Origin of the sequence: Gluconacetobacter brunescens, assembly GCF_048695475.1 — a bacterium.
Lineage (GTDB): Bacteria > Pseudomonadota > Alphaproteobacteria > Acetobacterales > Acetobacteraceae > Gluconacetobacter.
This window is the reverse complement of record NZ_JBLHEN010000001.1, coordinates 1437583-1451502: the sequence shown is the minus strand read 5'-3', so window position 1 is coordinate 1451502 and position 13920 is coordinate 1437583. Positions and strand designations below refer to the sequence as shown.

Annotated in this window: 6 protein-coding genes; 5 read left to right on the top strand and 1 reads right to left on the bottom strand. The window is 68.2% G+C overall.

Annotated features, from left to right (window positions below):
- Positions 1-11 precede the first annotated feature (11 nt).
- On the bottom strand, positions 12-1355 hold the full coding sequence (locus tag ACMAUO_RS06525; RefSeq protein WP_420356118.1) for a GntT/GntP/DsdX family permease: 1344 nt from the start codon (positions 1353-1355) through the stop codon (positions 12-14).
- 302 nt (positions 1356-1657) lie between these two features.
- Between ACMAUO_RS06525 and ACMAUO_RS06520 the strand changes: the two genes are divergently transcribed.
- The 5 genes from ACMAUO_RS06520 to ACMAUO_RS06500 all read left to right on the top strand — a co-directional run bounded on the left by ACMAUO_RS06520 (position 1658) and on the right by ACMAUO_RS06500 (position 13905).
- Positions 1658-3076 (top strand): sugar porter family MFS transporter, encoded by a 1419-nt coding sequence (locus tag ACMAUO_RS06520; protein ID WP_420356117.1) that lies wholly within the window; start codon positions 1658-1660, stop codon positions 3074-3076.
- A 31-nt stretch (positions 3077-3107) separates the two neighbouring features.
- Positions 3108-3854 carry a dienelactone hydrolase family protein gene (locus tag ACMAUO_RS06515; protein WP_420356116.1) on the top strand — a complete coding sequence of 249 codons (747 nt, stop codon included), beginning with the start codon at positions 3108-3110 and terminating at the stop codon, positions 3852-3854.
- A gap of 6 nt (positions 3855-3860) precedes the next feature.
- Positions 3861-5240, top strand: coding sequence for an MFS transporter (locus ACMAUO_RS06510; RefSeq protein ID WP_420356115.1), 1380 nt, complete (start codon positions 3861-3863; stop codon positions 5238-5240).
- Between the two features lie 286 nt (positions 5241-5526).
- Positions 5527-9615: an EAL domain-containing protein gene (locus ACMAUO_RS06505; RefSeq protein WP_420356114.1), complete on the top strand. Its 4089-nt coding sequence runs from the start codon at positions 5527-5529 to the stop codon at positions 9613-9615.
- 225 nt (positions 9616-9840) lie between these two features.
- Complete coding sequence (locus tag ACMAUO_RS06500) at positions 9841-13905, top strand: EAL domain-containing protein (protein WP_420356113.1); 4065 nt, start codon at positions 9841-9843, stop codon at positions 13903-13905.
- Positions 13906-13920: the final 15 nt, after the last annotated feature.

Genomic DNA, 13920 nt, shown 5'->3' with positions numbered 1-13920 from the left:
CGGACGCGCCCCTAGTGAATGAAGATCGAGGCCAGCAGGCAGAAGAGCAGGCCCAGCACCGCGATCAGGGTTTCGACGACCGACCAGGTCTTGATGGCCTGGCCGACGGTGAGGCCGAGATATTCCTTGATCTGCCAGAAGCCGGCATCGTTCATCGGGCCCAGGGCCACCGAGCCGGCGCCGGTGGCCAGCACCATCAGCTCGGGCGACGTGCCGTGGCTGTGCAGCAGGATCGGGCCGACGATGCCCGAGGCGGTGCTCATGGCCACGGTGGCCGAGCCCGCCGCCACGCGGACCACCACCGCCACCAGCCACGCCAGCACCAGCAGCGGCACATGCGCGCCCACCGCGACGTCGGTGATGGCCTTGGAGACGCCGCTGTCGATCAGTTCGCGGCCGAAGCCGCCGCCGGCGCCGACCAGCAGCATGATCAGGGCCGTGGGGCCGAGGCATTCGGTGGTGAAATGCAGGATCGTCTCGCGCGAGAAACCGCGCGCCAGGCCCAGCACGTAGAAGGACAGGACCGTGGCCAGCAGCAGGGCGATGTCGGTATTGCCCACGAAATGCAGGACCGTGTTCGCCAGGTCGCCGGGGGTGGTGACCAGGTCGGCGGCCGAGCCCACCAGCATCAGCAGCACCGGCGCCAGGATGGTCAGCACCGTGGTGAGGAAGGGCGGCATGTCGGTCGGCCGCTCCTTGCTGGCGAACTGCTCGGCCAGCGCGGCCTCGCCTTCCATATGGATGTGCGGCGTGATGAAGCGGGCATAGACCGGGCCGGCGAGGGCGGCGATCGGCGTGCCGATGATCACGCCCCAGAAGATCGTCCGCCCGGTATCGGCGTGATACGCCGCCAGGGCCAGCAGGGTGGCCGGGTGCGGCGGGACCATCGCATGGGTGACGGAGAGGGCCGCCGCCATCGGCAGCGCCACCAGCAGCAGGGGGGTGGATGTGCGCCGAGCCAGGGTGAAGGCCAGCGGGATCAGCAGCACGAAGCCGACCTCGAAGAACACCGGCAGGCCGATCAGCAGGCCGATGACCATCATCGCCCAACTGATGCGCTTTTCGCCCGCGAGGCGGGTGATGGTGAGCGCGATCTGGTCCGCGCCGCCGGATTCGGCCAGCATCTTGCCCAGCATCGTGCCCAGCGCGATGACGGTCGCGATATGGCCGAGCACATGGCCCGCGCCTTCCTCGAACGAGGCGATGGCCTTCTGGGGCGGCATGCCGGCGCAGATCGCCAGCAGAATAGAGACGCAGACCAGGACGATGAAGGGATTGAGCTTGTAGCGCCCGATCAGGAGCACGACGGCACCAATCGCCGCGGTCGCCAGGGAAATCGCCAGAATTGGGGACATTGAACCGCGTCTGTAGTGAATGTGAACGTGCATCAGCGCGGAACGGGTACACGAATGTCAATGGTTTCGGCCTCATATCCGGGAGAGGTGGATCGGTTCACTGTCCGGGCATTTTTTTTCTTCGCGGACCGGATTGCCCTGGTGTCTGGCCATGAGCATGGATTTGGTTCCATAACGGAGCGATTTCCCTGCTTCGCGGTGCCGGGATCGGGCTTGCATGGAACGACACAGGACAGACAGGGCGGGAGACAACCCGCCCGGACGCCCCGCCGGGCGCCGAATCCGGAAAAGGACTCCATGACATGACAGCGGATCAGACGAAGGCGCCCCAGACCGCAACGGGCCAGATGACCGGGTCGCACGCGGCGGCGCGGGCGGTGGTGGTCGGCATTCTGGCGGCGATGGCCGGGCTGATGTTCGGGCTGGATACCGGGGTGATCGCCGGGGCGCTGGGCTTTATCGGCGACGAATTCCATGCCGCCGCCCGGACGCAGGAATGGATCGTCTCGTCGATGATGGCCGCCGCGGCCCTGGGCTCGCTGGTGGCGGGGCGCATCTCGTTCCGGCTGGGGCGGCGGCGGGCGCTGCTGGCGGCGTCGCTGCTGTTCGTCGTGGGCTCGGGGCTGTGCGCGCTGGCGCCGTCGGTGGCGGTGCTGATTGTCGGCCGGGTGCTGCTGGGGCTCGCGGTCGGGATCGCGGCGTTCGCGGCGCCGCTCTATATATCGGAAATCTCGCAGGAATCGGTGCGTGGGGCGATGATCTCGTTCTACCAGCTCATGGTCACGCTCGGGATCTTTCTCGCCTATGTCACCGACAGCCTGCTCGCCTATGGCGGGCACTGGCGCTGGATGCTGGGGCTGATGGCGGTGCCGGCGGCGCTGTTCTGCGCCGCATGCCTGTTCCTGCCCGACAGTCCGCGCTGGCTGATGATGCGGGGCGAGCGGAGCCGGGCCAGCCAGGTGATGCGGCTGCTGCGCGTGAGCCCGGCGGAGGCCGATGCGGAAATCCGCGACATTGCGCAGGAGCTGAAGCGCGAGGGGCATAGCGGGCTGGCGCTCTTTCTCGGCAACCCGAATTTCCGCCGCTCGGTGCTGCTGGGGGTGGCGTTGCAGGTGATGCAGCAGGTCACCGGCATCAACGTGCTGATGTATTACGCGCCGAAAATCTTCCAGGCCGCGCATTTCGGCGTATCGGCCGCGACCTGGGCCACGGCGCTGATCGGGCTGGTGAACATGGCCGCCACCGGCTTTGCCATCGCCTTCATCGACCGCTGGGGGCGGCGCCCGCTGCTGGTGTTGAGCTGCGCGATCATGACCGCCGCGATGCTGATGGCTGGCGGGCTGGCCGCGACCGGCGGGGAATCGACGCTGGTGCTCGGCGGCATGGTGGTGGCGCTGCTGCTGTTCGTGGCCGGGTTCGCCATCGGCGCCGGGCCGATGGTGTGGACGCTGTGTTCGGAGATCCAGCCGCTGCGGGGCCGCGATTTCGGCATTGCGTGCTCGACCTTCACCAACTGGGCGGCGAATTGGCTGGTCAGCAACATTTTCCTCAGCGTCATGGCCGCGCTGGGGCAGAGCTGGACCTTCTGGCTGTTTGCCATCATGAACGGGTTGTTCATCCTGATCACCCTCGCCTACGTGCCCGAGACCAGGGGCGTGTCGCTGGAGGAGATCGAGGCGCGGCTGCTGGCGGGCCGGCGGCTGCGGGATCTGGGACGATAGGGCGGTGGGACGATAGGGCGGGGCGACGGCGATGATACTGCGCGGGGACGAGACCCAGGATATCGCGACGGCGACCGGCCCGATGCGGCTGCATGTGCTGCGCCCGGCGGCGGAAGGGCGCTTTCCCGGCGTGGTGCTGTTTTCCGAAATCTATCAGGTGACGGCGCCGATCCGCCGGCTGGCCGCGATGGTCGCGGGGATGGGCCATGTGGTGGCGGTGCCGGAAGTCTATCACGAATACGAGCCGGCCGGCTGCGTGCTGGCCTATGACGCGCCCGGGACCGATCGGGGCAATGCGCTGAAATATGCCAAGCCGCTGGCGGCCTATGACGGGGATGCCCGCGCGGCGGTGGCGTGGCTGGCGGCGCATCCGGCCTGCACCGGGCGGATCGGGACGATGGGGGTGTGCCTGGGCGGGCATCTGGCGCTGCGGGCGGCGATGAACCCGGCCGTGCAGGCGGCGGCGTGCTTCTATGCCACCGACATTCATTCCGCGTCGCTGGGCGAGGGGCGCGCCGACGATACCCTGTCGCGGCTGGGCGAGATCGGCGGCGAGGCGATGATGGTCTGGGGGCGGCAGGACCCGCATGTGCCCTTCGCGGGGCGGCAGGCGATCCGCGCGGCGCTGGAAGAGGCGGGGGTGCGGCATGAATGGTACGAGGTCAACGGCCAGCATGCCTTCCTGCGCGACGAGGGGCACCGGTTCGACCCCGCGCTGTTCCTTCAGGCCATGGGGTGGGTGCAGGCGCTGTTCGCCCGTGCCCTGCGGGCGGGCTGAACGGCCATGACGGGAAAAGTGCTGCACGAAGGCGAGGGCCTTTACGGCCTGCCCCGGGCGCTGGCGATGTTCGCCGTGGCGCTGTCGGTGCTGCTGTCGGTGCTGGATTATGCCATCGCCAATGTCGCGCTGCCGACGATCGCGCAGGATATCCATGCCAGCCCGTCTTCGTCGATCTGGGTGATCAATGCCTATCAGATGGCGTGTCTGGCGACGCTGCTGCCGCTGGCCTCGCTGGGGTCGCGGCTGGGGTTCGCGCGGCTGTGCCGGATCGGGCTGGCGACCTTCGTGGTGGCGTCGGTGTTCTGCGCGATGTCGCATACGCTGCTGGAACTGGCGCTGGCGCGCGCGCTTCAGGGCATCGGCGGCGCGTGCATCATGAGCGTGAATATCGCGCTGGTGCGCTTCATCTACCCCCATGCCGAGATCGGCAAGGGCATCGCGCTGAACGGCGTGGTGGTGGCGACGGGCGTGGCGCTGGGGCCGACCATCGCCTCGGCGGTGCTGTCGGTGGCGGACTGGCCGTGGATCTTCCTGATCAACCTGCCGCTGGGCGGGGCGGCGATGGTGGCGGCGCTGGTCTATCTGCCCGCCACGCCGCGCAGTCTGTCGTCGTTCGACCTGTTCAGCGCGGTCCTGAACGTGGTGGCCATCGGCTGCCTGGTGGTGGGGCTGGACAGTCTGGCGCATCGCAGCGGGCCGGTGGTGGCGGTGTGGCTGCTGCTGATCGGCGGCGCCGCGTTCTTTCAGCTCGCGCGGCGGCAGACCGGGCGTTCCGACCCGATGCTGCCGCTGGACCTGCTGGCGGTGCCGGATTTCCTGATCGCGTTCAGTGTCGGCTCGCTGGCGTTCGTGGCTTCCAATTTCTTCATCATCTCCATGCCCTTCACGCTGGAGACGGTGCTGCATCGCTCGGCGGTGGCGACCGGGCTGCTGATCACGCCGTGGCCAGTGGGCATCGTCGCGATCTCGCCGCTGGTGGGGCGGCTGGCGGACCGGGTGCCGGCGGGCATTCTCTCCTCGATCGGGCTGTGCGTGACGGGAACGGGCTTCGTGCTGCTGTGCCTGCTGCCGGCCGATGCGGGGAACCTGGACATCGTCTGGCGGATCGCCATCGCCGGGATGGGATTCGGGATTTTCCAGGCGCCGAACAATCGCGCGATGATGGTGGGGGCGCCGCGCGGGCGCTCGGGCAGTGCCAGCGGCATGGTCTCGGTCGCGCGACTGTGGGGGCAGACGATGGGGGCGATGTTCGTGGCCCTGACGTTCGGCTTCGTGCGCCATGATCCGACGCTGCGCTGCCTGGAACTGGCGGCGGCCTGCGCCTACGGGGCGGCGCTGATCAGTTCCAGCCGGCTGGTGCGCGGACGGCGGGGAGAGGGCTGAGGGCCTGACCTGAAATGCGCGCTGGCGGCGATCCAGCGCGCGTTTCCTGTGCTTCGCGGCGGGCGGCCATCAAGGCCGCTCCGCTCCGATGCGCGGAAACACACGCCGGGCGCGGCCCGTTCCGGGCCGCTCTCGCTCGCCAGCCCACATTTCAGGTCAGGCTCTGAGGGGGAGAGAACGAATGTCGTTAATTTATTGAATTCACGAAGATGACGCTGGCGCGGCGCGGGTTTTCGGTCAATCCTGCATAGAAAGTAATTTTCTGTTTCGAAAGCTGGACTGTCTGATGCGTCTGCCGCGCGTTTTGTTGCCTGCATCACGTCGTCTCGCGACGCAAGCCGAAGGTGAACCGGAACGCGGCGGTGACGAAGGCGGTCCGCGCCATCGCAGGCGGTATCGGCAGCTCCAGCGGCTGAACGGCTTCAATGCCTTTCTGGCGCGTGTCGGCATGGCGTTCGACCCCGCGCTGGACGAAGCCGCCATGCTGAGTGCGGCGTGTGAGGCGGCGACCCGGAATGCGCGGCTGCGGGCGGCCTTTATCGCCCGCCCGGACGCGCAGGGGGCGTTTCATCTGCTCGCGCAGAGCGGGCCGGTCGACCAGTTGCATGATCCCGCTTTTTCGGCCCGGCCGGACAGGGCGGGGGATCAGGGTCTTGTCGGGCGTGTCTGGCACGGGAAGCAGCCGGTCTTCTGCGCCGATGTCGCGCGGGAGGAGGGGCTGCGGCCCTGGCAGGCGCGGATGCGGGGCCAGGGCGTGCGGTCCTGCGCGGTGCTGCCGCTGTGGCGCGACGGCAAGGTCTGGGCCGTGTTCGGCGTTTATGACGAGCAGGCCGATGTGTGCGATCCGGCGATCACGGCGATTCTGCTGGAGGCGGCGACCAGCCTGTCGCGCGCGCTGAATATGGTTGACGAGCGGCGGCTGAAGGCCGCCCAGCTCGACCGGGCCCCGGTGGGAATCGTGCTGGTGCGCGACGGGCGCATCCATTCCGCGAACGCCTTTGCCTCCGGCCTCGCGGGCTGCGTGCCGGACGGCCTGCATCATGCGTCCGTGGAACGGATCGTGGGGGGCGACGAGGCACGGCTGGAGCAGGCGCGGGCGCAATTGCGGGAGACGGGCCGGGCCAGGCTCGCCGGCGTGCCGCTGGCGCGGCCGGACGGGCATGACGTGATCGCCGACCTTTCCGTCGTGGCGCTGGACGATCCGCCGGGCGCGGATTCGGTGTGGACCATGGAGGACGTGACCGGGCGCGATGAGACGGAGCGCCTGTATCGCGCCCTGATCAATGCCGTCTCCGCCATGCTGGCCGCTGAGGACGAGGCGGAAAAATGCCGCGCCGTGTGCGAGACGCTGGTGGACGACACGCTGTTCAACGCCGTGTGGCTGGTGCGGCCCGACCTGTCCGGCCTGATGGCGGTGCGGGCCCACGCGGGCCGGGGCGGGGACCTGATCGCCCAGTTGAACTGGCGGATCGATCAGGATGCCGGCCCCGTGCCGGTGACGGTGCGGGCCTGGCGGGAAGAGCGCCTGGTCCATAGCAACGATGTGGTGGCCGACCTTGTCGGCATTCCGGGATACAGGAAGGTGATCCGTCACGGCTGGCGCGCCGTGCTGGCGGTTCCGGTGCTGCGGGGCGGGCGGATCTGGGCCGTGCTGACCTTCGCGACGCTGCGGGCCAGCGGGTTCGAGGACAAGAGCATCACGCTGTGCCGGCGGCTGGCGGACTTGCTGGGCCAGAGCCTGGACCGGCTGGATATCAGCCGCAATCTGGAACAGTTGCGGCAGGAGGAAGCGAGGCGGGCCCGGCGCGATACGCTGACCGCGCTGCCCAACCGGCTGGCGCTGGAGGAATATCTGCCCAAGGCGCAGGAACGGGCGCGGATGCGCGGCATGTCCGTGGCGGTGGGGCTGATGGATCTGGACGGCTTCAAGGCCGTCAACGACACCTATGGCCATGCGGCAGGCGACAAGGTGCTGATCGAACTGAGCCGGCGGTTGTGGGAGGCGCTGCGCGAGAGCGGCTATGTCGCCCGGCTGGGGGGGGACGAGTTCGTGGTCGTGCTGGAAAACCTCCACATGGACACGGCGAACGAGCAGGCCTCGGCGGAACTGGACCGCCTGTCGTCGGTCGTGGGGGAGCCGTTCGTCCTGGGAGACGGGAACAGCGCCCGGGTGGGGCTCGCCATGGGGGTGGCGTTTTATCCGCAGGACGGTGAGAAGCCGGAGGCGCTGCTGCGCCAGGCCGACAATGCGATGTACCAGGCCAAGCAGAGCCAGGACCCGCGCGCCGCCAACTGGCATTTCGCCGCCGCCCTCGATGAGGCGCGGGTTCTCGACGACGAAGCGGCCGCGGACCTGTTTCCGATCGTGCCGTACGGGGCGGTCGCCGCCGACCTGCTGGGCCGGGCGGCGGCGGCCGTCGCGCGGGTCGGCGAAAACATACGCAGGGGCGTGATTCCGGCGGTCTGGCAGAAAAGCGGCGGTGCGCCGGTGCTGGCCAACCTGACGGCCGAGCAGCATGAGCGCCTGACCGAGCGCGAGGCGAAGCATCTGGAATTCATGGTCGCGCCGATGATCTCCCGGGCGGACCTGCTTGCGGACGCGCGGACGCTGGGTTCGATGTATGCGCTGTTCGGCGTCGATCCGGCCGTGTTCGTCGCCGAACAGGGCTTCTATCTGCGCCTGCTGCTGGCGGAGATGGAGGCCGGCGGCATGGATGGCGACGACCGCTATCGCGTGCAGCAGATCGTCGAAGCCCGCTATCGGGACGATCGCAGGATGCGGCGCATGATCGCGCAGCGCGTGCGCAAGGCCTATGTCGCCGCCCTGTCCGACGATACGCCCGGCGGCGCGTGGGGTGCGATCAGCAACGACGCGCTGACGGCGCTTGCGAAACTGCCCGGGATTCAGGCGGCATTTCTGATGCGCCCCAACGCGGCGGGGGAACTGGTCGCGCAGACCATCGCCGGGCCCTGCGCCACGGCGCTGGACGAGGCGCTGCTGCGTGGCGAGATACGGCCCGTGATCGCCGCCAGCGCGCGCCGGGGCAGCTTTATCGGCGCGCAGGCCTGGCGCACGGGCGCGTGGCAGAGCTGTCCGTCGATCGAACTGGACGACGCCATGGCGCCGTGGCACGCGCTGATGGCCAATCTGCGGATCCATTCGGCCATGAGCGTGCCGATCCGGCGCCTGGACGGGACGACGGCGCTGGTGCTGACCCTGTTCGGTGCCTGCCCCAACCAGTTCGAATCCGCCGACATGCGGCAGTTCATCTGTGGATTGCAGGAGAAATGGGAACGCTTGTGGCGGGAGGGGCAGGATATGTCGGACGCGCGGGCGGCCCGCCTGCGCGAGCGCCTGTTCTCCGGGGGGCTGCGCATGTTCATGCAGCCCGTCATCGACCTGCGCACGGGGCAGTTGCTGAAGGTGGAGGCGCTGGCGCGGCTGCAGGATGCCGACGGCACCATCCTGCCGCCCGCGATCTTCCTGGCGCTGCTGGGGCATGATGAACTGGACCGGCTGTTCCAGTTCGGGCTCGAGCAGAGCCTGGCATGGCTGCGGTCATGGGACGGCAAGGGCCTGTCGACCGAAATGTCGGTCAATCTGCCGCCATCCTGCCTGTCGAACACCAATGTGCTGCGCATGGTCGGCGACATGCTGAACCGTCACGAAATCGCCCCCCGCCGGCTGACGCTGGAAGTGCTGGAGACCCAGGGCCTCGATTCCGCCAAGCAGGGGGCGGCGCTGCGGGATTTCCGCTCCAAGGGCGTGCAGATGGCCATCGACGATCTCGGGGCCGGCCATAGCACGCTGCTGCGGCTTTCCGCGGCGCCCTTCGACTGCATCAAGGTGGACCGGGGCCTGCTGCGCTATGTCCGCGACGTGCCCTTGCAGGTGTTCAGCGTGATCCGCTCGCTGCGGGAAATGGGGCACGACCTGCACAGCCAGGTGGTGGTGGAGGGGCTGGAGGACGCCGACATGATCGAGGCGATCTGCCATCTCGGCTGCCGCTACGGACAGGGATTCGGCATTGCCCGGCCCATGCCGCCGGATGATTTCCTGGACTGGCATCGCGCCTATGCGGACCGGGACCGGAGCCGTGACCGGGTGGAGGAGGACAGCGAAATCCACAGCGATCTCGGCGCGCTGGCCTGGCTGTGGACGGCCACGCGCGACCGTCCGCCCCTGGGGCAGTTCGATCTGGGGGGCGGGCCGCTGGTACGATGGCTGGAACGGTTCGGCCGCGACGATGCCGAAGCCGGGCGGTGGTACCGCATCCTTTCCGCCGGCCCGGTGCCCGAGGAGGTGGCGCGGGACATGCGGGACTGGCTGGAGGACCGTGTGGTCAATGCGCCGCGCACCGGATACGGATTGTGAGCGAATCGGTCCCGTGGTTGCGCAAGCAGGTGGCGTGCGGGGTGATGTAGCAGAGGGCAGGAGCCTCTCTACTTGTGGCCTGAACGGAAAAGATGGACGGCTGGTTTGTCGCGCACAATAATATGTCTTTAATGCATTAAAAGCATAAATGGAGCGCTGGCATCTGGTGTATGTACCGGTCCAATCCCCGCCGGTTTTTCTCTGTTCCGAGGTGAAGGTTGTCTGATGCGTCTGCCGCGTTCCCTGTTGCCCGCTTCGCGACGCCTTGGCCTGACTGTGGAGGAAGGGGCGGATAGCGAGGGGAACAAGGAGGGCCAGCGGCAGCGCCGGCGGTTGATGCGGGCGCGTCGACTGAGCGGCTTCAACGCCTTTCTGGCACGCATCGGCCTGGCATTCGATCCTGCCGTGAGCGACACGGCGCTGCTGGACGCGGCGTGCGAGGCCGCGACCCGGAACGCGCGCCTGCGGGCCGCCTTCGTGGCCCAGCCGGACGCGGCGGGGGATTTCCAGTTGCTGGCGTGCAGCGGGCCGGTCCGGCAGTTGCACGATCCCGCCTTTTCTATCCGGCCCGACGAGGTGGCGCGCCTTGGGGCAGTCGGCCGGGCCTGGCAGGAGAGGCAGCCGGTCTTCTGTGCCGATATCGCGCGAGAGGACAGCCTGCTTCCGTGGCAGGCGCACATGGACGCGCTGGATGTGCGGTCGTGTGCGGTGTTGCCGCTGTGGCGCGCCGACAGGATCTGGGCCGTGTTCGGCGTTTATGACGAGCAGGTGGATGCGTTCGAGCCCGTGATCCGGACCATTCTGCAGGAGGCGGCGAGCAGCCTTTCGCGCGGGCTGATGATGTATGACGATCGGCGGTTGAAGGCGGCCCTGTTCGAGCGATCGCAGGTGGGGATCATGCTGTTGCGCAATGCGCGCATCCAGCGCGCGAACGCCTTTGCCGCCTCCCTTGCGGGCCGCGCGCCGGACGACCTGCACGATGCCCCGGCGGAAACGATCCTGGTCAGGGGGAAACATCGTGCGCAGCTGGCATCGGCGCAGGCGCAATTGTACGCCAGCGGGCGGGCCAGGCTTGCGGGTGTGCATATGCCCCGGCCGGACGGGCATGATGTGATCGTCGACCTGTCCGCCGCGATGCTGGACGATCCGCAGGGTACGGATTCGGTCTGGGCCATCGAGGACGTGACCGAGCGCGAGGAGGCGCGGCGCCTGTATCGGGCGCAGGTCAATGCCGTCTCCGCCATGCTGGCCGCCGGGGACGAGGCGGAGAAATGCCGCGCCGTGTGCGACGCACTGGTCGACAATACGCTGTTCAGCGCCGTCTGGCTGGTGCAGCCCGATCTGTCCGGTCGGATATGCGTGCTGGCCCAGGCGGGCAGGGGCGCGGACCTGATCGCCCGGTTGGGCTGGCGGATCGATCAGGACGCTGGCACCGTTCCGGTGACGGTGCGGGCCTGGCGGGAAGAACGCCTGGTCCATACCAACGATCCGACGAGCGATCTTGTCGGGATCTCGGGGTACGGGAAGGTGATGGGCCACGGCTGGCGTGCCGCGCTGGCGGTGCCGGTGTTGCGGGGAGGGCGGATCTGGGCCGTGCTGACCTTTACCACGCTGCGGTCGGGCGGTTTCGATGAGAACGGCATCATGCTGTGCCAACAGGTGGCGGTCTTGCTGGGCCAGAATCTGGACCGGCTGGATACCAGCGGCAATCTGGAAAAATCGCGGCAGGAAGAAGCAAGGCGCGCCCGGCGCGACGCGCTGACAGCCCTGCCCAACCGGCTGGCGCTGGAAGAATATCTGCCCAAGGCGCAGGAGCGGGCCCGCGAGCGGGGTACCTCCATGGCGGTCGGGTTGATGGATCTGGAGGGTGTCAAATCCCTCAGCGACACCTATGGCCCCGCCGCAGGCGACAAGGTGCTGGCGGAACTGAGCCGGCGGTTGTGGGAGGCGTTGCGCGAGAACGGCTATGTCGCCCGCCTGGGAGGCGACGAATTCGCGGTCGTTCTGGAAAATCTCGACGCGGACACGGCGAACGAGCAGGCGGCGGCGGCGCTGGACAATCTGTCTTCCGTCGTGGCGGAGCCGTTCGTGCTGGATGACGGGAAGACCGCCAGCGTGGGGCTCGCCATGGGGGTCGCGCTCTTTCCGCAGGATGGCGAGAAGCCGGGGGCATTGCTGCGCCAGGCCGACAATGCGATGTCCCAGGCCAAGCGGCACAAGGGCGGGCGCGGGGGCAACTGGCATTTCGCCGCCGCCGTCGAGGAATCGCTGGATTTTGACGACGACGCTGCCGATCTGTTCCCCATCGCCCCCTATGGCGCGTCGGCCGCGGAGCTTATGGCGCCGGCGGCCGGCGCGGCCGCGCGGATCGGGGAGCGGGTGCGCAAGGCCGCGATTCCGGCGATCTGGCAGAAAAGCGGCGGTGCGGCCGTGCTGGCGCATCTGACGCCGGAGCAGCATGACCGGCTGACCGAGCGCGAGGCGAGACATCTCGAATTCCTGGCCGCCCCCGGCACCACCAGGAAGGACGTGCTTGTGAACGCGCGCACGCTCGGCACCATGTATGCGCTGTTCGGTGTCGAGCAGGCCGTCTTCGTCGCGGAGCAGAGCGGCTATCTGCGCCTGTTGCTGGCCGACATGGCGGCCAACAACATCAGCAGTGACGACAGCTATCGGGTGCAGCAGATCATCGAGGCCCGCTATCGGGACGATCGCAAGATGCGGCGCCTGATCGGGCTGGGCGTGCATAAGGCCTATGCCACGTCCGTGTCGGAGGATTTGCCCAGCGGCGCATGGGCGCCGGTCAGCACCGACCTGTTGGGGCGCCTGGCAAGATTGCCCGGTATTCGGGCCGCATTTCTGGTTCGGCCGAACGCGCATGGGGAACTGGTCGCGCAATCGGTGGCCGGGCCGTGCGCGGCGGCGCTGGACGAGGCGCTGCTGCGCGGCGAGGCGCGTCCGGTGATCGCCGCCGGGGCGCGCCATGGCGGTTTTGTGGGCGCCCGGGCCTGGCGCATGGGCAAGCCGCAGACCTGCCCCTGTATCGACCTGGATGAGGGCATGACGCCCTGGCACGGGCTGATGACCGATTTGCGGATCCATTCGTCCCTGAGCGTGCCGATCCGGCGCCCGGACGGGACGACCGCCCTGGTGCTGATGCTGTTCGGTTCATGCCCCAACCAGTTCGAATCCGCCAACATGCGGGAATTTGCCGACGGATTGCAGACGGCATGGGAAACGCTGTGGAAGAACGGGCAGGGGATGTCCGACGAGCGTTCGTCCCGCCTGCGCGAACGCCTGTTCTCCGGCGGGCTGCGCATGTTCATGCAGCCCGTCATCGACCTGGGCACGGGCCAGTTGCTGAAGGTCGAGGCGCTGGCCAGGCTGGAGGATACCGACGGCACGATCCTTTCTCCCGCCGTTTTCCTGGCTCTGCTGGGGCATGACGAACTCGACCGGTTGTTCCTGATGGGGCTCGAACAGAGTCTGGAATGGCTGCGGGCGTGGGACGCGCGGGGCCTGTCCACCGAGATGTCGGTCAACCTGCCGCCATCCTGCCTGTCGGATGCCAATATCCTGCAGGTGGTCGGCGACATGCTGAAGCGCCACGACATTGCCCCCGAGCGGCTGACGCTGGAGATCCTGGAAACGCAGGATCTCGACCCTGACAGGCAGGGGAAGGTGCTGCATGGATTGCGTTCGATGGGTGTGCAGGTGGCCCTCGACGATCTGGGCTCCGGCCATAGCAACCTGCTGCGGCTCTCGGCGATGCCGTTCGATTGCATCAAGGTGGACCGGGGCCTGCTGCGCTATATCCGCGACGTGCCTTTGCAGATCTTCAGCCTCATCCGCTCGTTGCAGGAAATGGGTAACGACATGCAGAGCACGGTGGTGGTGGAGGGGCTGGAAGATGTCGACATGATCGATGCCATCCGCCATCTGGGCTGCCGCTACGGGCAGGGGTTCGGGATTGCCCGGCCGATGCCCGCCGATGGGTTGCTGGACTGGTATCGTACCTATTCGGGCCCGGGGCCGGAGGGGGAAAGCGAAATCCGCAACGATCTGGGCGCGCTCGCCTGTCTGTGGACGGCCACGCGCGGCGCGGCGCCGCAGGGCGGGTTTCATTTCGCGGATGGGCCGCTGATGCGGTGGCTGGAAGGGCGCGGCTGGAATGACGGTGATGCCGCGGGATGGTACCGTATCCTCGCGGCCGGCCCCGTGTCGGAAGAGGTGGCGCGGGATCTGCGGGACTGGCTGATCGACCGCGTGGTCAATGTCGAACGCGACTGACGCCATTCCGACAGG